Annotated in this window: 17 protein-coding genes and 2 tRNA genes; 11 read left to right on the plus strand and 8 right to left on the minus strand. The window is 44.7% G+C overall.

The window, feature by feature from the left end:
* The first annotated feature begins 97 nt into the window (after positions 1–97).
* Positions 98–346 carry a hypothetical protein gene (locus tag KCV09_RS01545; RefSeq protein ID WP_004936225.1) on the plus strand — a complete coding sequence of 83 codons (249 nt, stop codon included), beginning with the start codon at positions 98–100 and terminating at the stop codon, positions 344–346.
* Between the two features lie 45 nt (positions 347–391).
* On the opposite strand, the gene rsmI is transcribed toward KCV09_RS01545, so the two are convergent.
* The gene (gene rsmI, locus KCV09_RS01550; RefSeq protein WP_004946233.1) at positions 392–1,237 is read right to left on the minus strand and encodes a 16S rRNA (cytidine(1402)-2'-O)-methyltransferase; all 846 of its coding nucleotides are present in this window, start codon (positions 1,235–1,237) and stop codon (positions 392–394) included.
* Between the two features lie 13 nt (positions 1,238–1,250).
* On the opposite strand from rsmI, the gene KCV09_RS01555 reads away from it, so the two are divergent.
* The 4 genes from KCV09_RS01555 (at position 1,251) to KCV09_RS01570 (ending at position 4,263) form a co-directional block, all read left to right on the plus strand.
* Positions 1,251–2,189, plus strand: coding sequence for a penicillin-binding protein activator (locus KCV09_RS01555; RefSeq protein WP_004936232.1), 939 nt, complete (start codon positions 1,251–1,253; stop codon positions 2,187–2,189).
* On the plus strand, positions 2,186–2,608 hold the full coding sequence (locus KCV09_RS01560) for a YraN family protein (protein ID WP_004936234.1): 423 nt from the start codon (positions 2,186–2,188) through the stop codon (positions 2,606–2,608). The genes KCV09_RS01555 and KCV09_RS01560 overlap by 4 nt, the downstream gene beginning before the upstream one ends.
* Positions 2,609–2,693: 85 nt before the next feature.
* Positions 2,694–3,386, plus strand: coding sequence for a BON domain-containing protein (locus KCV09_RS01565; protein WP_004946240.1), 693 nt, complete (start codon positions 2,694–2,696; stop codon positions 3,384–3,386).
* Positions 3,376–4,263, plus strand: coding sequence for an alpha/beta hydrolase (locus KCV09_RS01570; protein WP_212515436.1), 888 nt, complete (start codon positions 3,376–3,378; stop codon positions 4,261–4,263). Before KCV09_RS01565 ends, KCV09_RS01570 begins: the two co-directional genes overlap by 11 nt.
* A gap of 10 nt (positions 4,264–4,273) precedes the next feature.
* Here KCV09_RS01570 and nudC read toward each other — a convergent pair whose 3' ends face one another.
* The 3 genes from nudC to dnaQ all read right to left on the minus strand — a co-directional run bounded on the left by nudC (position 4,274) and on the right by dnaQ (position 8,123).
* Positions 4,274–5,023, minus strand: coding sequence for an NAD(+) diphosphatase (gene nudC, locus KCV09_RS01575; RefSeq protein ID WP_004936241.1), 750 nt, complete (start codon positions 5,021–5,023; stop codon positions 4,274–4,276).
* Positions 5,023–6,672 (minus strand): chemotaxis protein, encoded by a 1,650-nt coding sequence (locus KCV09_RS01580; RefSeq protein ID WP_212515437.1) that lies wholly within the window; start codon positions 6,670–6,672, stop codon positions 5,023–5,025. Before KCV09_RS01580 ends, nudC begins: the two co-directional genes overlap by 1 nt.
* Positions 6,673–6,788: 116 nt before the next feature.
* A complete protein-coding gene (dnaQ, locus tag KCV09_RS01585) occupies positions 6,789–8,123 on the minus strand; it encodes a DNA polymerase III subunit epsilon (protein WP_212515438.1) in 1,335 nt (444 codons plus the stop codon).
* A 211-nt stretch (positions 8,124–8,334) separates the two neighbouring features.
* Here dnaQ and KCV09_RS01590 point away from each other — a divergent pair, with 211 nt between their 5' ends.
* The 6 genes from KCV09_RS01590 (at position 8,335) to KCV09_RS01615 (ending at position 18,412) form a co-directional block, all read left to right on the plus strand.
* Entirely contained in the window at positions 8,335–11,544 is a 3,210-nt protein-coding gene (locus tag KCV09_RS01590; protein ID WP_212515439.1) for a LysM peptidoglycan-binding domain-containing protein, read from the plus strand.
* A gap of 40 nt (positions 11,545–11,584) precedes the next feature.
* Positions 11,585–13,411: an extracellular solute-binding protein gene (locus tag KCV09_RS01595; protein ID WP_228301581.1), complete on the plus strand. Its 1,827-nt coding sequence runs from the start codon at positions 11,585–11,587 to the stop codon at positions 13,409–13,411.
* A gap of 15 nt (positions 13,412–13,426) precedes the next feature.
* Positions 13,427–14,494 carry a microcin C ABC transporter permease YejB gene (gene yejB / locus KCV09_RS01600; RefSeq protein WP_212515441.1) on the plus strand — a complete coding sequence of 356 codons (1,068 nt, stop codon included), beginning with the start codon at positions 13,427–13,429 and terminating at the stop codon, positions 14,492–14,494.
* The gene (locus KCV09_RS01605; protein ID WP_048764143.1) at positions 14,494–15,504 is read left to right on the plus strand and encodes an ABC transporter permease; all 1,011 of its coding nucleotides are present in this window, start codon (positions 14,494–14,496) and stop codon (positions 15,502–15,504) included. The genes yejB and KCV09_RS01605 overlap by 1 nt, the downstream gene beginning before the upstream one ends.
* A complete protein-coding gene (locus tag KCV09_RS01610; protein WP_212515743.1) occupies positions 15,482–17,065 on the plus strand; it encodes an ABC transporter ATP-binding protein in 1,584 nt (527 codons plus the stop codon). Before KCV09_RS01605 ends, KCV09_RS01610 begins: the two co-directional genes overlap by 23 nt.
* Positions 17,066–17,167: 102 nt before the next feature.
* A complete protein-coding gene (locus tag KCV09_RS01615) occupies positions 17,168–18,412 on the plus strand; it encodes an NADH:flavin oxidoreductase/NADH oxidase family protein (protein WP_004936266.1) in 1,245 nt (414 codons plus the stop codon).
* Between the two features lie 99 nt (positions 18,413–18,511).
* Here the strand turns inward: KCV09_RS01615 and KCV09_RS01620 are convergent.
* The 4 genes from KCV09_RS01620 to KCV09_RS01635 form a co-directional block, all read right to left on the minus strand.
* Positions 18,512–18,587 (minus strand) — tRNA-Glu (locus tag KCV09_RS01620).
* 24 nt (positions 18,588–18,611) lie between these two features.
* A tRNA-Glu gene (locus tag KCV09_RS01625) sits at positions 18,612–18,687 on the minus strand.
* Between the two features lie 160 nt (positions 18,688–18,847).
* The gene (locus KCV09_RS01630) at positions 18,848–19,732 is read right to left on the minus strand and encodes a hypothetical protein (protein WP_151814961.1); all 885 of its coding nucleotides are present in this window, start codon (positions 19,730–19,732) and stop codon (positions 18,848–18,850) included.
* A gap of 103 nt (positions 19,733–19,835) precedes the next feature.
* Positions 19,836–20,744 carry a lipase family protein gene (locus KCV09_RS01635; protein WP_212515442.1) on the minus strand — a complete coding sequence of 303 codons (909 nt, stop codon included), beginning with the start codon at positions 20,742–20,744 and terminating at the stop codon, positions 19,836–19,838.
* Positions 20,745–20,779 lie beyond the last annotated feature (35 nt).

The following is a 20,779-nucleotide window of genomic DNA, read 5'->3' on the forward strand; positions in this document are numbered from 1 at the left end:
AAAGCCTCTTTGCGAATACGCAAGAGATTGTTAAATTTCTTCGTAATTTATGAGTAACGTTCATGATGTATGAATCGGTCATTGAGGGGAGAAAAAAATGACGGATATGAATGAATACGATGAATCAGAAGATGCGGCAGTCGATGAAGATGAAGCCAAAGCTGCTGAACATGGTGCCAACGATGAAGAATCAAGCGGAAACGATGCAGATCTTGCAGAAGCTGAAACGCTGACAGTGACAGCCAAGCAAAAGCAAAGACAAGCGCTTGAAGATGAAATTGCGGCATTTCTAGCAAAAGGCGGAAGTATTACCCAAGTTCCGCCAGATGAAGACGCCCGAGATTAATCTGAATCCATAAAAAAAGCATCATAATTGATGCTTTTTTTATGCTTAATCGAGATCGGTCTGGGTCAGTTCTAAAGCGCGTTGATAGGCAATTTTTTTCTTGATGCCGGTCAGGTCGGCGGCAAGCTGAGAAGCAGCCTTCACAGAAAGATCCTGTAAAAGACGCGTCAGTAATTGATCCAGTTTTTCTTGCTCCATGTCTTTTTCAACTGGATTACCGCCTACAATCAGTACAATTTCACCCTTTTGCTGATTATGATCATGCTCTACAAAGCTGACCAACTCACCTAAACTCATTTTTTTTATGGTTTCAAATGTTTTGGTGATTTCACGTGCGAATCCGACAGGTCGCTCGGCACCAAAAACCTGCATCATATCTTTGACACAATCTAGAATACGATGCGGTGCTTCATAAAAAATCAGAGTTTGTGTTTCATCTTTTAGCTTTTCAAGCTGAAGCATGCGCTGAGAAGATTTAGACGGTAAAAAACCCTCAAAACTAAAGCGGTCACTCGGAAGTCCGACAGCACTCAAGGCTGCAACGGCTGCACAGGCACCCGGCACGGGTACTACGCGAATCTTGTGCTCTTGGGCAGCACGAACCAGTTTAAAACCTGGGTCACTAATGAGCGGGGTACCTGCATCACTGATCAGGGCAATATTTTCACCCGCTTTTAAACGTTGAATCAGTTCATTAATTTTATGATTTTCATTGTGATCGTGGCATGCTGTCAATGGAGTTGTTATATTATAATGCTTAAATAACTGAGCAGACTGACGCGTATCTTCTGCGGCAACCAAACTGACCGATTTTAAAGTTTCGATGGCGCGATACGTCATGTCATCTAAGTGCCCAATTGGGGTCGCTACAACAAATAACTGAGCACTCATAAGGTTTTACTCCATGCTACATAATAAAAAGACTTGGCTGCTGATGTTTTTTGCAGCTTTTGTTTCACAGGCACACGCCGAAGTGATCGTCATTCTACCTGAAACCGGACCTATGGCGCGAGCCGCGACCAGTATTAAGCACGGTTTTTTGAGCGCTTACGCGCAATCAAACCACAAAACACCCATCAAATTTGTTAACTCAGATCAGCAAAACATGAAGTCTATTTTCAGGCAGCATGTAGGCAAAAAAACTGAAATGGTGGTTGGGCCACTGGCTCGGCAAGATGTTGAAGAGGTGATGAAGCTAAACCCCAAAGTAAAAGTGTTGGCCCTCAATGAAGTGGGTGCCGAAGCAAAAAACGTGATTCAATTTAGTTTGTCCAAACAAGATGACGCAGGCTCGATGGTCGATGTGTTGCAAAAAGATAACATCACGGATCTTTTGGTGCTGCGTCAAAATGGCAGAGAAGCCGATACCGAACTGTATTACATCTCGCTGGTTTCGCAATTTGGTCATCGTGTAGAACCGATTCAAACGTTACCGGCCAAGCTCAAAAAAGGTCAGGGTTTAATGCTGATGGGCGATTCTGCATGGCTCAACCAACTGGGCAAGCTACCCAAACGCGGAGTATATGCACAAGCCATTGCCATTGAAGAAAATAAAGCAATTCCAGAGGGGCTAACCTTTTGTGATGTACCTGCCTTATACGAGCATCAATGGAACGACGTGTACCATGCCTATTTGCAAAAACCTGAACCGATGCCGTATCAGCGTTTAATCGCCTTTGGTGGAGACGCGTGGATGCTGACTGAACAATATGTACTTAATCCTGCCATACAGGATTTCCGACTCAAGGGCCGAACGGGCGATTTAACTGCACAGGGCGATCGGATCAAGCGTAATGTGCATTGTTATCAAAAAACCAAGCGTTCGCTTGTGGTTCTCAAATGACACAGTCTTCACATCATGCTGAGCCGCATGCTCACCACTTGGGCGTATGGGCAGAACAAGCGGCTTTAACCTTGCTGCAAGCCCATGGATTTCAGTTGGTGCAGCAAAATTTTCGCTCGCGCCGTGGTGAAATTGATTTAATTGTGGCCAAAGGGGATGAGCTGGTTTTTGTTGAAGTCAAAGCACGCACCCAAGGGAGTTATGCGATGGCAAACGAAGTACTCATGTACTCACAACAGCGTAAAATCATTAAGACGGCGCAGTATTTTTTGAATAAGTATCCACATTATCAGCAGTTTTACTGTCGTTTCGATGTGATTTGTTTTGATTTCCCCTACAAAATTGCAAAAACAGTACAGCAAGATTTTTCTAATCTTCGCTATGATCGACAGTGGATCGAAAATGCGTTTACTTTGTAACTGGAGTTATTTACTCTTTGGGCATGTAAATGCCGTAAATGTTCGCCGATTGTTTTAAAAAAGAGTGTATAGGGAGTCTTGCTCAGTGGTTAAACGAATTTCAATACTGATGTTGTGCGTAGCAAGTTTATCGGGATGTGCAAGTTTCATTTCGGGTGGAACAGGTTCAGCACCTGTAGGCACAGAGAGCGGTGCGCGCAGCTTAGGGCAGGTTTTTATTGATTCTTCTATCAAGCGCACAGCGACCATTAATTTGTATAAGCTAGACCCTCGCTTTAAACAGTCACGCGTCAACATTGAAAGCTTCCATAGCAATGTACTGTTGACAGGGCAAGTTCCCGATGAATCATTACGTCAGTTGGCTGAAGACAATGTTAAAGCCATGAGCGATGTCAAAACTGTCCATAACTACATTACGGTTGGCCCGCAAATTGGCTATAGTACCATTATGCAAGATACTGCCGTGACCGCAAACACCCGTGGACTACTGGTGCGTGCACCTGTAGTTTCGGATTCTAAAGTCTTGGTTCAAACCGAAGATGGCGTGTTATACGTGATGGGGCGTTTAAATACTGCAGAAATTAATGATCTGAATGATGTACTACAAAAAGTCGGGAATGTGACTAAAATCGTAACCCTGATCGACAACATTGAACAATCAGCCGGTACAGTTGCCAGCTCGACTGTTGCGACACCACTGGTCAATTCGGTACAGCCAGAAGTACAGACGCCAGTGGCGATTGATCCAAATCAAAACGGAACCACCAATGCTCAATAAACCACATCAGCTTTTGGAGCAACTTGGAAAGCAGGTCGAATGGATGAAAGAGCAATGTAAGTCGGTGCGTGTTTATGATCTTGGAAGTTATGCGCTCAACCGACTTACGCCTAAATCGAGCTATAGCTGTACTGAAAATATTGCTTATGGCTTGAAAGCGCGTCAGCGATTCGATCTGTACCGAGCCAACACACCTTTAGCACATCGTCCACTGGTGGTTTTTGTGCATGGTGGTGCATGGCAGCACGGTGATAAAAAAGACTATGTGTTTTTAGGTGAAAGCCTTACGCGTGAAGGGTACGACGTCGCGATCATCAATTATCATCTGGCGCCACAATCTATTTTTCCTGTATTTATCGATGATTTAGCCGTGGCGCTCCAATATCTTGATCAACATCAAGCGCGTTTGAATATTTCAGCGCAGCAGATCATTTTGATGGGCCACTCATCTGGCGCATTTAATATTATGTCGCTGGTGTACCATCCCCAGAGGCTTGCGCTTCAGTGTTATGAGCAGATCAAAGCAATTGTCGGATTTGCTGGGCCTTATCATTTCGATTATAAAGGCGACCCACTCGCTGAAGATGCCTTTGATCAGTCGGTGCCCTATCAGCAGGTCATGCCGTATTATTTTGTGAAAAAAAATCATATTCGGCATTATATGTTTCTGGCTGAGAACGATCATATCGTCAAGCAAAGTAATAGCTTAGATATGCAGCAAGTGTTGGTACAGGCTGGAAACCACAGTCATATCAGTGTGATTCCTAAAACGGGACATATCACGATCATTGCAACATTGTCGAGTTTGTTTAGCCGTTATTTCAAGACCAAACGAACGTTACTCAATTTGCTTAAAGAGACACATCCCGTTGAGTAAAAACAGCCAATTACATTGGCTGTTGATGAATCACATGCATAATCATGGCGTACGCAATACTGCCTTTAAATGGAATTTCTGGCAGTTCATCAAACTTGAAAAACTGTGCGTCACTAATTTCTTCTTCTTGTAATTTGATCTCGCCCGATTCATATTCAGCCTGAAAGGCGAGCATTAAATTACTTGGAAAAGGCCAAGGCTGGCTCGATAAGTAACGAATATTTTTAACTTTCAGTCCGACTTCTTCAAGCGTTTCACGTTGAACAGCTTCTTCAAGTGTTTCTGCAATTTCTACAAAGCCTGCAATCAGACTGTACATATTGGTCTTGTTATTGGCATTTTTGGCCAACAAAATTTCGTTGTCGCCTCGGGTAATCACCGTAATCACACACGGTTGGATTCGTGGATACTGATTGTAATGACAAGACGGGCAAGTCATTGTGTATTCAGTGGCATGCTGTTCAGTTTCATGCCCGCAACGGCTACAAAACTTGTGATTGCGGCGCCATTCAAGGAGTTGGACCGCACGGCTTGCCTGCAAAAATTCGTCGGTCGACCATGTCGAAACCAGTTGACGGATCGGCACCAGCTTAAATCCGGCAGGAATTTGATCGTCAGTCTTTAAATCCCGCGCAATAACATTGTCGCCCGTGCCCAGCTTTAAATCGCCAGTCATGGCCTCAACGCTAGGAAGTTTATGGTTTTCATCAACGAGAAGTTGTTGATTATGAAAGATGTAAGCTAGTGATAACTCAGACATTAGGCAACCGCTGATTGAAAGTGAGAGGAGTGTCTTAATGCTACCTCAAAGGTGGCACGTAAGACAGGTTGTTTGGTTTTTAAATTATCGATGAACAGATCCAGACAGGCCAAAATATTCAGTAAACGGCTCATATCATCGTGTTTTAAATCGCTGTGATTGCTTTGCAGCGCACCCATAAACTGTGCACTGTCATGTAAGGCCTTGTGTAATTCTTTTGCACCTAAAAAGAGTGCTGCGCCTGCAAGCTCATTTAACTGCTGCTGCATGGTGTCAAGGTCCAGTGCCGTAGCCTCCGTGGCTTGCGTCGCTTCTAGCGCATGTGCCGCGGCATTGACCACCAGTTTGGTTTCATGTAACAGCGCGGCATGTGCATCGTCTAAACGATCAAGTGAAATATTCATATTGTGCGCACGTAGCTGCAAGCGATTAGAGGTATAGTTCCGCTCTAAAATACCAATCGAATTCATGGCAGATAAAATACTGCGCATCAACTGCTGGGCATAGCCATCGTGAGTCAGAATATCTGGCTGATTAAGGTGCTCGGCCTGCTGTGCCAGTGCACGATTGGCTTCGTGTAGGTTTAATACTTTAAACACATTCGCCAGATGAGACAGTTGAGCTTGTAATTCCTGAATTTTTTCAGGTGTCATACTTAAATAGTTGTATTCGATTTCGTTGCGAATTTGTGTCATTGATTCATTGATTAACTGGCACACTGCATGAATGGTGTCATAGTCAGGACCATACAAATGTGAACTCAAGACCTGTAGTTGGGTGTCGGTCAGTTGATCATCTCCAATACGTAGCTGGCGGCGTAATAGTTCGGAAATCGCATCGTCCTGACTCACGCACAGGCTGATAATATTGGCCAAATCGGTGATAGAAGCTCGAAATTCATCTGGCTGTTCAAAGAATTTACCTATGTTGCTTTCGAGTTGAATCAAGATTCTTAGACGCGCATCACTTAAGATCAGCTGATCAATATGATCAAGTGCCACATAAACCAGTTGCCAATATTGCTTGGTATGATGTTTTTTAGCGGCGTTGGCCAGATATGCACCAATCAACTTAATTGCTTGTAAATCCAGTGTGGTTTCGCTGTGCTGGATGAGCTTGTGCAAAGCGTGCTTATATAACTGGTGCACGTATTCGGATTGCTCAAGTTTAGGTGGTAAAGGCAGGGATAAATCACTTTTAAATGCATTTAAGCGGGTAATGAGTCGTTGACCTTCTTGCGTGAGCGGTTTGCCAAGAGCAAGCTCAAGTCGATTCAGCGTATCGAGCAGAAATTGTGGTGCTTTAACTTCATGCAAAGCGGTAAATTCGATATAGCGCTTTAACATGGTGGTGCCTTCACTAAGTGCCGCCATCGTAGTGGCGTCAGTGAGGGCAGGCGCTTGCATGATTTTTCGGACCAATAATGAAATATAGCCGATCATTTGCGACAGATGTCCCATATCAATCAGCTCTAAAACTTGTGCACACTGGTCAAAGTGCTCAAGCGTCTCTTCAAGTTCAAACGGAATCTGTTGTTCATCGTGAAGCGTTTGAATTGCGATTTCAACACGCCGAACTGAATCATCAATTTCTTTTTTTATAGTCAACAATGCAGAAGGGTCGAAGCGAATAGAAACTTGTGAAGACATAAAAACTGCACCACTTTATAATGTTATGAGCGTCCAGACGGCGCGACTAAAAGATCAACCTGACTATACCTCAAGTTGATCGGCTTGCATCATCTGTTGTAAAAAACTTTTGGGTTTTATTTTGCAAACAGGCAGGCGGCCCCATTTTTTTCTTCGTAGCGCTGAACCCATTCATTGTGACGTGCCAATTCTTCTTCGGAGGGTTGAATCACTGGAAGCTGAAAATCGACACGTGCACGTTTTGACTGACCTTGCTCATTTTCACTTTGTGACAGGGCATCCATATCAAATGAAACCTGCCCACCGGTCATGGCCAAATAGACATCCGACAAAATTTCCGCATCGAGTAACGCGCCGTGGAACGTGCGGTCTCTTGCCGGAATTTCATAGCGTCTGACCAAGGCATCGAGCGAGTTTTTTTGCCCCGGATGCTTATTTTTGGCCAGTGCCAAGGTATCGGTGACTGTACACACCTCAGACAATGCAGGTAATCCTGCACGGGTAAACTCCATATTCAGGAAGTTCATATCGAAGGTGGCGTTATGTGCAATAATCTCTGCACCTTTCAGATATTCAAATAGTACGTCCGCAATCTCGGCATACTTGGGTTTATCTGCAAGAAACTCGTCGGTAATCCCGTGGACATTAACCGAATCGCCTACCGGCTTCTCTGGATTAATGTAAATATGAATCGAGCTGCCCGTCAGTTTACGGTTGATCATCTCGATCGCACCGACCTCAATAATACGATCGCCATCTTGATAATAAAAACCTGTGGTTTCGGTATCTAGAATGAGCTGGCGCGGGCCTTGTGCATGCACCTGTGCAGGCGTGACAATAATAAACGGGTGAACCTGATTTTGCTCGGACTCACTCGGTATGTTGTCGAGTTCTGACTCGTCGTCTGCCTCAATATTCTCTTCAGGTTCTACCTGATCGAGGTCAAAACCGAACGGATCATCGAGCAACCAGTCATTTTCAGGTTTTTTTTTAGTGTCTTCAGTGGTTTTAGATTGAGTGTGAAGCTCAGCGGCGATCTGGGCTGCCCCTTGGTTTGCGAGCGTATCGGCCATTTCATTTCCTGCGTGGCCAGCGTGACCCTTAATCCAGTTCCACTCAATTTGACGACCTTGACAGATCGCATCAAGTGCCTGCCAAAGATCAGGATTTTTAACGTCTTTCCAGTTTTTCTTTTTCCAGCCATGAATCCATTCGGTAATGCCTTGTTTGACATAGTTTGAATCGGTCCAAATAATCAAGCTGGCATCTGGTGGACAAAAACGAATGCCTTCAATTGCAGCGGTCAGTTCCATGCGGTTGTTGGTGGTGGTTGGCTCGCCACCACACAGTTTATGTTCACCTTGCTCGGTAATGATATACGCACCCCAGCCACCTAAGCCGGGATTGCCTTTACAGGCGCCATCAACATAAAGGGTGATTGTTTGTGACATAAGAACCAGACTCGACACGTAAAACAAAGGGAACAATGGGTATTGTATACGCAAACGAAGCGATTCTCTGCGCTCTAAGGGGTGTTTTTTTAATTTCTTGTAACATTTCCACTCAAATCACGCTAAATTATTGCCTTGTCTCGACGGCATGCTTCACTACAATGGCATATTTAAAGAATTAAACTTTACGCGAGTTGTTTGGAACATCTATATGTATAAATCTACCACAATGATGTGGCCTTTTTCAGTCGCCTCACTTTTCAAATATACGGTTCTTGGTTCTGCAATCGCAGCCATAGGTCTTACAGCCGGATGTTCTTCAACTCCAGAAAAAACACACAGCAAATCGACGCATAAAATGGGTTCAGGCTTTTTAGATGCCAGCAGCTTGGATTCTTTAGAAGATTTACTCTCGGCGACCGACATGCGAGCAGTAGAGGGCGACCGTCTATTAATTTTAAAGCACGGTGACGTTTGGAAACGCATGACCGTTGGATTTAAGATGGACGAAACCCATTGGGACCCACGTATTGAAGCCCAGCGTAGCTGGTTTATTTCGCGTCAGCCTTATTTAGACCGCTTAAGTGCGCGTGCCAGTCGCTACTTATACCACACCGTAAAAGAAGCAGAACGCCGTGGTTTACCGACCGAGCTTGCACTGTTGCCGGTCATTGAAAGTTCTTACGATCCAGCTGCGACCAGTAGTGCGGCGGCGGCAGGACTATGGCAGTTTATCCCAAGTACCGGCCGTATTTACGGCTTACGTCAAACCAGTCTCTACGATGGCCGTCGTGATGTTGTTGAGTCGACGCGTGCAGCTTATGAGTTTTTAGGCAGTTTGTATAACCAGTTTGGCTCATGGGAGCTGGCACTGGCGTCTTATAATGCCGGACCGGGACGTATTCAACAGGCCATTAACCGAAATCAGGCGGCAGGCTTACCAACCGATTACTGGTCGCTGAAACTGCCTGCGGAAACGATGAACTATGTACCGCGTTTCCTTGCGGTGGCTCAGATTATTAAAAATCCAAAAGCATATGGTGTGTCATTGCCGCCAATTGCCAATCGTCCGCACTTTCGTGAAGTCACCTTAAGTGGTCCGGTAGACCTCAATCAAATTTCAGCGGTAACCGGTTTAAGCCGTACCGAGCTATATGCTCTTAACCCAGGTTACCGGGGGGATGTGATCGATCCGGCCAGCCCAATGCGGATTTTGATTCCGGCCGATTTAAGCCCATCGATTGACACCAAACTCAGAGCGTTAAAACCTTCATCGTCATCTGGTATGTGGGCCGCGAATACCGCAGCACCTCCAGCGTCTGTCACGGTCACTACAACACCAAGAAATACAGGAACGTCCTCGGTGACCACCTCGACCACCCCTGTATTGACTGCCAGTAACACCAAGCCAGCGGTAAAGAATACGACCACTACAGTCGCTTCAACAACCACGCGCCGTATCAATACCCCGCGTGGTGCAGACGAACTGGCTGCTTTTGCTGCGAGTGCTGATGTACCGAGTGCACCGCGTATTCCAGTTGCAGTGACACAAAAAGCCAATGTGAAGCCTGTGACTACTGAACCACCAATTTCAAAAACCGAACGTGCTGATATTGTTGCTGCGATTCGTTCTGAAGGTCAGAAGGAGACTGTTGCACAAGCGTTGGAGCCACAACCAACTCAAGCAGAAAAAGATCAAGTGGTTGCCGAGCTTTCTGCATTGGCACCGAAAGGCACTCAAATTGTCGATCCGCTAGATGGTAAGATTAAGCTCACCGCGATTCAGACCAGTCAATCCGTTGCCGATCAGCAAGGCAAAGAAGTCACCAAAGAATTTGCGTATCCGAAAGCATTGGCAGAAACCGTCAGTGCCAGCGACCAGGATGTACAGCGTAATAGCAACAAGCCGTATATCAAAACGGATACCGATATTGTTGTGGTTCAGCCGAAAGGAAAGCGCTCTACCTATACGGTTGTTTCAGGCGATACGCTGGCCATCATTGCCATGAAAAACGGTGTGAGCTGGCGCGACATTGCAAACTGGAACCAGATCGATCCGAATCGTACGTTGTATGCAGGCACTACGCTGTATTTGTATGATGCCAAACCACAAGCAGAATCTGCTTCTAAAACCGAGACGATTCCAGATACCTATACCGTTAAAGCCAATGACAGCCTGACCGCAGTGGCAGAACAGTTCGGTTTGAGTGTTAAGCAATTGGCCGATCTAAACGAGCTAAGTGTTACCAGTGGTTTGTTTGTGGGCCAGAAACTAAGCTTAAAAGAGAAAAAAGGCAATACTACGACAGCCTCGGCTAAGCACAATAGCGATACGAAATCGACCAAACGCACGCCAACCAAACTCTACACTGTAAAACGTGGTGAATATCTCAAACAGATTGCAGATCGTTATGGACTCTCTAATCAGGAACTAGCGGATCTGACCACAGGATTGAATGCAGGAAGTAATTTATACATTGGTCAGAAAATTAATGTTCCATTGCACGAAGTTGCCGAGGAAGAGAGCAGTGTAGCGGCCAAGGCAAGCAAAAATGCTCCTTCGATTAAAACCGAAAGCTATAAAGTACAGCGCGGTGAAACCTTATCGAGTATTGCCAGCGCTACAAAAACGAGCTTGAGTGAGTTACTTGAGCTAAACAATATGAAATCTGCTTCTGGCTTGAGAGCTGGTCAAAGCATCAAGATTCCGGCTGGTTCGACCACACCTGAAGAATATACGGTTCAATCGGGTGATAGCTTAAATGCGGTAGCGAGTAAATTTAATTTACAACTGGATTACTTGGCAGAGCTGAACGGATTAAACCGTACAGCAGGGCTTCGCGTTGGGCAAAAGCTAAAACTCACAGGCGATGTACCATCAAGCTCAAGCAAGAAATCTGCGGAGCAGGCTGCTCCTGAGGTCTATACCGTTAAATCGGGTGATACGCTGGGCGCCATTGCCAGCCGTTATAACCTCGATGCAAATGATTTGATGAAGCTCAACGGTCTACGCAGTTCTGGCCTGCAAGCAGGACAAAAGCTCAAATTAAGCGGTGAAACTGAAAAACAAGTCAGTGCCAAAGCCGAGCCAAAAGCAAAATCCAATGCCAAAGCCTCGACCAAAACCGAATCTTATACGGTCAAGTCGGGTGAGTCGCTTAATAGTATTGCCAGTCGTTTAGGCATGTCATCTAAAGAGCTGGCCGATTTAAATGACTTGAGTGCCCGCGCGAGCTTACAGCGTGGTCAAACCTTACAAGTTCCAAAAACAATCACGGAGTATAAGGTCAAGCGCGGTGATACCCTGATTGGACTTGCCAGTAAGTATGGCATGGCATTGGCTGAACTGGCCGATCTAAATGATTTACGTCCTTCAAGTTCACTTCGTATTGGAGATGTGATTAAGGTTCCCAATCTATAACTTTACTGGACGATAAATGCACGCCAAGAATGCATATGTAATGAAAACACTTAGCCTCGCATTGGGGCTTGGTGTTTTTTCTTTAAGTTGTTTTGCCGCCGTTACCACCACACCCTATATCGCCATTCGTACCCAGCCCAAATATCAACCGCTAACGCACATGCCTTATGCCAACCCCAAGGCACCCAAAGGTGGAATCTTAATTCAGTCGAGTAATGGCACCTTCGATAATTTGAATAGCATGAATGGCAAGGGCAGTTCGACCGACGGTATTAATTATGTCTTTGACAGTTTGATGTCTAGCTCGCTAGATGAACCCGGGGTGATGTATCCCTTGCTGGCTAAAACGGCCACCTTTGATCAACAGCACCCAAGCTTCGTGATTTTTGATTTAAATCCGCAAGCACGTTTTAGTGATGGCTCTCCTCTGACTGCCGAAGATGTCAAATTTAGCTTTGATACGTATCAAACCAAGGCCAATCCGGGCCTGCAAATGTACATTGCAGATCTGGCCAAAACCGAGGTGCTGTCGAAGTACCGCATCAAGTTTAGTTTTAAGTCCAAAAGTAATCTTGAAATGCCGATGATTTTGGCCAGCCTACCCATTTACTCAAAAAAAGACTGGCAGCATAAGGACTTCACTCGAGTCACGCTCCAGCCGATTTTAGGGTCGGGGCCTTATTTGATTGAGCGCATCGATCCGGGCCGAAGTGTTACGTACAAACGTAATCCTAAATACTGGGCTAAAGATTTAGCCGTGAATCAGGGGCGCTACAATTTTGATCGCTTAAAATATGTCTATTATCGTAATTTAGACATTGCATTTGAGGGGTTTAAGTCGGGCCAATACACCTTGCATGAAGAATTTATGTCGCGTAAGTGGGTGACAGGCTATGACTTCCCCGCGTTTAAGTCCGGCATGATTAAAAAATATGTCTTTGAGCACCGTAATCCCATGACGACACAAAGTATTGTCATGAATACGCGGCACAGACCTTTAAGCGATATCAAGTTAAGACGTGCCATCAGTTATGCCTACGATTTTGAATGGCAAAATAAAGCTTTGTTTTATGGTCAGTATCAACGTCTACAGAGTTATTTTAATAACAGTGAACTGGCTGCAACAGGAACGCCATCTGCGGCAGAGCAAAAAATTCTAGCGCCTTTCTTGCCCAAACTTGATCCGATTGTGCGTGAGGGTGTTTTGGCCAATTGGCGTTATCCTGTTTCCGATGCCAGTGGCTTTAATCGTAATAGCTTGCTTAAAGCAAGACAGTTACTAATTGAGGCAGGCTATACGGTTCAGCATCAGACTTTAAAAGACAAACAGGGGCGTGCTGTTCAGCTTGAGCTGTTGATTCATCAGGACAGTTTACAGCGCACCCTGATGCCTTTTGTTCGCAATTTAAAGCGCTTGGGCATTACGGTGAATATCCGTTTGGTCGATACGCCACAATATGTGGAACGCATGCGCCGCAATGACTTCGATTTAACCACAATGGCCTTGCCACAATCTTTAACACCGGGCAATGAGCAGGCGCAATTTTGGGGAAGTGCAGCGGCCAATCAGGTTGGAAATTATAATTATTCTGGAATTCAGGATCCTGTCATTGATGCGGTGATTCAGCGCGTAATTCATGCCAATTCACGAGATGAGCTGGTGGCCAGTACCAAGGTATTGGATCGGTTGCTTCGGGCTGGTTATTACCAGATTTTGACCTATGGAAAAGCGGGTAACTGGTATGCATACTGGGACATGTATGAACGCCCTAAAGTGAAGCCAGCGTTATCGGTAGGTTATGATTACTGGTGGTCTAATCCTGAAAAAGCACAGCGTGTTGCCCGCTATTTGCGTAAACAAGAATAATCAAGGAGTATGCGCATGGGTGCTTATATTATTAAACGTCTGTTCTTGATTATTCCGACATTGTTTCTGATTTTATTGATCAATTTTGTCGTGGTGCAAATTGCACCGGGTGGACCAGTCGAGCAAGCTATTCAGCAGGCAGAAAGTTTTTCAGGTGTAAAAACCGGGGGAGAAACTGCTTCTGTCAGTACAGATACCCATTATCAGGGTGCGCGTGGTCTGACGCCCGAAATGGTCGAAAAAATTAAGGCGCAATATGGATTTGATAAGTCTGCACCAGAACGTTTTTGGCTGATGTTGAACGGATATTTGCGTCTTGATTTTGGTACCAGTTTTTTTAAAGATAAACCTGTTACGCAGTTATTATTTGAGAAAATGCCGGTCACCATTTCTTTGGGGTTATGGAGTAGTTTGCTGATTTATCTGATTTCAATTCCGCTTGGCATTCGAAAGGCACGCCAGCATGGATTAATCTTTGATAAGTCGACATCTATTTTGCTGGCGGTTGGTTATGCGGTACCTACTTTTGTATTTGGGGTGTTGTTGATCGTATTTTTTGCGGGCGGTTCATATTTTCAGTGGTTTCCACTGCAAGGATTGGTTTCGGAAAATTTTCAGAATTTGAGTTTACTCAATAAAATAAAGGACTATTTCTGGCATATGGCATTGCCTTTAACCACCATGTTGCTGGGTGGATTTGCAGGCTTAACCTATCTAACCAAATATGCCTTTATGGAAGAGTTAGGAAAGCAGTATGTGCTGGCAGCTCACGCCAAGGGTTTAAGTGAAACGCGTGTTTTATACGGGCATGTTTTTCGAAATGCCATGCTGATTGTGATTGCGGGTTTACCTGAAGCATTGATTGGTATTTTCTTTGTGGGAAACCTGTTTATTGAAATTATTTTCAATTTAGATGGGATTGGTTTATTGGGTTTTGAAGCGATTACGCAGCGCGATTATCCGGTGATTTTTGGCACGTTGTTTTTATTTACTTTACTTGGGCTGCTGCTCAGACTGGTCAGTGATGTGCTGTATCAAATCATCGACCCAAGAATCAATTTCGACGCGCGAGGAGCAAAATAATGTCTCCAGTGATGCAGCAGCGTCTTGCACGTTTTAAACAAAACCGGTTAGGTTTTATCTGCTTAATTGTTTTTGCAGTGATTTTTGTACTGGCGATTTTCTCTGAATTAATTGCCAACGACAAACCTTTGGTGGTGAAGTATCAACAATCCTATTATTTTCCAGTGATCCAGTCCTATCCAGAAACAACTTTTGGCGGGATCTTTGAAACCGAAACAGATTATAAAGATCCAGCCGTACAGCAACTCATCGATCGTGATGGATGGGCACTTTGGCCTGTGATTCCATTTTCATATCAAACGCCTAATCTGGAGCTGGCTGTGCCTGTGCCATCGCCTCCGTCGCAGCAAAACTGGTTGGGGACAGACGATCAGGGCCGTGACGTATTGGCGCGTATTTTATATGGCTTGCGCGTGTCTCTTTTATTTGGATTTGCCTTGACCCTCTGTGCCGCCTTTATCGGAATTTTGATTGGGGCATTACAGGGCTATTATGGTGGCTGGGTCGATTTGATTGGTCAGCGGGTGCTAGAGGTGTGGGGCGGATTACCCATGCTGTTTATGGTCATGATCTTGGTCAGTATGTTTACCCCAAGTGTCTACTGGTTATTTGTGATTATGCTGCTGTTTGGCTGGACGGCATTGGTGGGGTTGGTGCGGGCTGAATTCTTGCGCGCTCGAAATTTTGACTATGTACGCGCTGCACGTGCTTTGGGCGTAGCTGATCGGACCATCATTTTCCGGCATATTTTACCCAATGCCATCAGCTCAAGCCTCTCCCAATTGCCGTTTATGCTTACTGCCAATATTACTGCGCTAACGGCACTGGACTTTTTGGGCTATGGTTTACCTCCAGATGCTGCATCATTGGGAGAACTGCTGCTACAAGGGAAAAATAATCTCAATGCACCGTGGCTGGCGCTCTCTGGCTTTTTTACGCTGGCGCTGGTTTTGTCATTATTGATTTATGTCGGAGAGGCCACGCGTGATGCATTCGACCCAAGACGCTAATACCCCATTATTACAGGTTGAGCATTTACGCATTGCGCTAGATGCTCATCAGCTTTTAGTCGATGACTTAAGCTTCGACTTACACGTCGGGCAAACCTTGGCGATCGTGGGGGAAAGTGGCTCTGGTAAATCGATTAGCAGTCTGGCTTTATTGGGTTTACTTCCAGAGCAGCTTCAAGTTTCGGGCACTGCACATTTTCACGGTCAGAATTTATTTAAGCTCACAACTCAAGCGTTACAGCAGCTTCGGGGCAGTAAAATTGCCATGATTTTTCAAGAACCCATGACTGCACTGAATCCGCTGCATCGAGTTGAAAAAATCGTGGGTGAAATGCTCAGACTTCGTGGCTGGTCAAAAGCACGTGTTCGTGCGCGTGTGATTGAATTGCTCAATGATGTGGGAATCCCAGAGCCAGAACAAAAGCTTAGACGTTATCCGCATGAGCTGTCTGGCGGGCAACGCCAGCGCGTCATGATTGCCATGGCACTGGCACAAGAGCCTGAAATTTTGATTGCCGATGAACCCACCACAGCGCTTGATGTGACCTTACAAGCGCAAATTCTGGATTTGCTCAAGTCATTGCAGCGCCAATCTGGTATGGGATTGATCTTGATCAGTCACGATCTGAACTTGGTAAAACGCTATGCCGATGACGTGATTGTAATGAATCAAGGTCGGGTCGAAGAACAGTCTACAGCGAAAGAATTGTTTGAGCGACCACAAACAGCCTATACACGTCATCTGCTAGATCACGACTTTGGACGTGCACTTCCGATGTCATCTGATCAAGAAGTTTTAGGCGTTCATCATCTTTCAGTGAAGTATCCGCTTCAAAACAGCTTATTCTGGCGAACTCAAAATTACTTTAGCGCACTGGCACCGCTGAGTTTTCAGCTTCAGCAAGGCAATACCCTTGGGATTGTGGGAGAAAGTGGTTCGGGTAAATCCACACTGGCACTGGCGATTACGCGATTGATTGAAAGTGATGGCGAGATTGTATTTCTTGGAGAAAATCTGAATCAACTGAAAGAAAGCCAACTGCGGCCTATTCGTCAATCGATCCAGATGGTATTTCAAGATCCGTTTAGTAGCCTGAATCCGCGAATGAATGTTGCACAAATTGTTGGAGAGGGGCTGGCATTAAAGCGTGTTGCCGCACATGAGCGAGAAGCATTGATCGATGCTGCGCTTGAGAAGGTTGAGCTAACACCAGCGTTCAAGCATCGTTATCCGCATCAGTTATCTGGCGGGCAGCGACAACGTATCGCTTTGGCAAGAGCTTTGATACTTCAGCCAAAACTGATTGTGCTCGATGAACCGACCTCAGCCTTAGACCGCACCACACAGCGCGCGATTGTAAAGTTGCTGCGCCAGCTTCAAACAGATGAACACATCAGCTATGTGTTTATCAGTCATGATTTACAAGTGGTCAGGGCACTTTGCCAGCAGGTGATGGTGCTCAAGCATGGCACCGTGATGGAATTTCAAGACACTGAAACTTTATTTGTTTCACCACAAACGGACTATACCCGGCAGTTGATTCAAGCCAGTCAGTATTAATAATTTGACAATATATGTTGTCAGTTTGTCGGTTTTGGCTTGACAGTAGGCCTGTTTAAACTAAATTGATAAGAAAACAGCTACAACTTGCCGAGCAATGTCATGAATCAAATCGCTGAGCCACTTAAAATACGCAATACCACTTTTAAAAACCGAATTATCAAAGGTGCGATGAGTGAAGCACTGGCCAATGAGGCAGGTCAGCCCAATACGCTACATTACGGACTCTATGAAGCATGGGCCAAAGGTGAGTTGGGTTGTGCCATAACGGGTAATGTGATGGTTGATATTCGCGCCAAGAATGAGCCAGGCGTTGTGGCCATTGAAAATGAACGTGATCTGGCTCAGCTTAAGCACTGGGCACAAATTGGTAAACAGTATGGCATGGTGCAGTTGATTCAACTTTCGCATCCGGGGCGTCAGTGTCCAAAAGGTTTAAATAAAGAAACCGTAGCACCATCGGCAGTGCCATTTAGCGCCGCATTGGCACCACTTTTTGCAACACCGCGTGAACTTCGCCACGACGAAATTGAAGAGATTATACAGCGCTTTGCCAAAGCAGCTTCCGTGTGTGAGCAAGCAGGTTTTGAAGGCGTGCAACTACATGGTGCGCATGGTTATTTAATCAGTCAGTTTTTATCGCCACTCACCAATAAACGCCAAGATCAATGGGGAGGCAGCATTGAAAACCGTATGCGCTTCTTGCTTGAAATTTATCGTGCGGTACGCGCGGCCACATCTGAAGATTTCATTATTTCAGTCAAACTCAATTCAGCAGATTTCCAGCGTGGTGGTATTACAGAAGAAGATGTAATTGCTGTCTTTAAGGCAATTGATGCTGCGGGTATCGATATCATTGAAATCTCTGGTGGGAGTTATGAAGCACCCGCAATGGCCGGAGTAAAAGCAGATAAACGTAAAGCCAGTACCATTGCACGTGAAGCTTACTTTTTAGATTTTGCAGAAAAAATTCGTCAGCATGTGTCATGCAAACTCATGGTGACTGGTGGCTTTCGTACAGTTGAGGGAATGAATGCAGCTTTAAAAAGTGGTGCATGTGATTTTATCGGGATTGCGCGCCCGTTTGCAGTAGAGCCTGATTTGACGCAGCGTCTTATTGCAGGGCAGGATGTAAGATATGCAGTAAAACCGATTAAAACTGGCTTACCTTTTGTTGATAAGATGGCCATTATGGAAATTATCTGGTACGCCGCGCAGTTTAAAACCATTGGAAAAGGCAAAACGCCAAATCCAAAACTATCGCCTTTATTGGTCTTTCTAAATTATGCCAAAGGCAATATTAAAGCGGTCATTCAGGGGCGTGTAAATTCGAGAAAATCTGCATAAGTCATTTTAAGGGTTTTAGGTCTAATTAAGATTTAAAACCTAAAATAAAAAAAGCCTCACATTTTGTGAGGCTTTTTTTATGATCTTAATGATCGAATTTGGCGTCCCTACGGGGATTCGAACCCCGGTTACCGCCGTGAAAGGGCGATGTCCTAGGCCTCTAGACGATAGGGACTTATAGTGAGGCTGTATCTGAAATTGGCGTCCCTACGGGGATTCGAACCCCGGTTACCGCCGTGAAAGGGCGATGTCCTAGGCCTCTAGACGATAGGGACGTTTCAGAGGTGGGCGTATATTAGGTTTAATTCCTGAGTCTGTCAAACTGTTTTCCTAAAAAAAACTGCAATTTAGCGATGAGTGTTTAAAAATACCGCATTTCATTTATTTTGAATCAAAAAATTAAACATAATGAATATCTTTTGAGCTGAATATCGTTTAGCGGCTCTGACAACTTTCGATCAGTGCTTTGAGCACCTCAATATTTTGCAAATAACCAGAAATCTCATGTGGATGTGCACTCGAAGTCGAAATTTCATGATTCAAAATAGGTGGATCAAAATCGAATGGGGGCTTTTCAAGTGGAAACGCTGTGAGAAAATCATCATGAGAGTAAAAATTATGCCATACACCATGTAGACATTCGGGGTAACTGATCGGCTGTATGAGGTGTTGCTGAATGACACGAAACGCCAGAGGGGAGCCAAGTGTAATAAAGCCTTGGATATTAGAGATATTACACATTTGGCGTAGCAGATTATAGGCAATGACCGATCCTAAAGAGTGCGCCACTATAATACACGGCTGCTGAACAGGAATACCAATACGTATACGTTGATGAACACGTTGCATGAAGCTTTGATTTGCCAAATAACAATAAGTTTCGATCAGAAATGTATGCATCAGCTCTTCATGTAATGTTGGAAAGTGATCTAGAAGTATCATCAGTTCTTTTAAAGATTGATCTTTTGCAGTCAAGCTCTCATCAAGCAATTTCTTCTTTATCATTGCTAAATCAAATAGATGTATGTGCCCACTGGTTTGTTTTTCTTTAAAAAGGGCGAATGAGGGAATATGAAGATGAGCAGGCAAGTGAAGTGAGAGCAGTGATTTAGGTAAAAAGGTATCGAGGTCAAGGCGATTGCTTAAATGAAATTGGGTCAGTAAATCGCCATAAAAAGGAAAATGCAACTGATGTGAGTCGAATTGAAACAACAAATGATTCCGGCTTAGCCCATGCTTGAGCACGCTGAGCCAGTGCTTACGTAGGCTCTGTGCATTCAATTGCTGCTGATTCATACCATGAATAAACACAATATGCATAGTGATACTTTTTATGGCCTATAGATTGAGCTTACATCAAAAAAATGTAGCGCTTTGTGTGGCTTGTTGAGTTGAAGTGTTGATGCAAAATCTGGCACTACTATTAACCGTAATCCAGATAAAGCGCCGGATCTGGATAAAGCGGTTCTACAATACGCTCAATGACGGAAGGATGTTGTAGGTAGCCAATAATTTCGTGCGGACGATTGACAAAGGTTGAAATCAATTGATTCTCAATTGGAGGATGAAAATCGAATGGTGCCTGATCGAGAGGAAAGGTGGTGAGATAATCTTCTTGCGAATAGAAATTGTGCCAATCTCCTATAAGCGATCTGGGGCGTTCTACTGGCATGTTGAGCTTCGATTGAATCACCTGAAAGGCCAGTGGTGAAGCAAGCGTAATAAAGCGTTGTACGCGTATGTGAGGCAATTGCTGTAATAGGTTGTACGCGATGACTGTACCCAGAGAATGCGCCACAATAATATACTCATCGTCGCTGTCAAAGGCAGATGCAATACGCTTGTGTACATCCTGCATAAAGTCTGGACTCGCCAGATATAAATACGCCTCAATAATCAGTTTTTGAATCACGCTTTCATGTAATTTGGGAAATTTGTTGAGCAGCACTACAAATTCTTTAAGTACGCGATCTTTGGCTAAATGTGAAAAAAGATAAAGTTTTGAAGTAAATGAAAGTTCTTCGTCGGTGTCGGATGTGAGTGAAATGAGCGGCTGGCTGTCATCTACAGGCTGAGATTCATCTGGAAGGAAAAAAGGCAGATGCCATTCTTGCCAAGTATCTCCAAGTAAATTGATCGGCTCAGTACTAAAACTGAGCATGTGCTTAAACAGTAAATCACCATAATAAGGAAAGGAGATATCCAGCGTATCGAGTTCGATGTGTTTTGCAGAATGATTCAGCCCAAGTTGAAAGATATTCAACCAGTAGTCTTGAAGCTGTGAGGCATCCATTTTTTGTTGCTGGGCGCCATGAACAAATACAATTTTCATCGTGATCAGGCTTATTTATTCTTATATTGACTTAA

The sequence above is a fragment of the Acinetobacter soli genome, from assembly GCF_018139125.1.
In the GTDB taxonomy this organism is placed as follows: domain Bacteria; phylum Pseudomonadota; class Gammaproteobacteria; order Pseudomonadales; family Moraxellaceae; genus Acinetobacter; species Acinetobacter soli.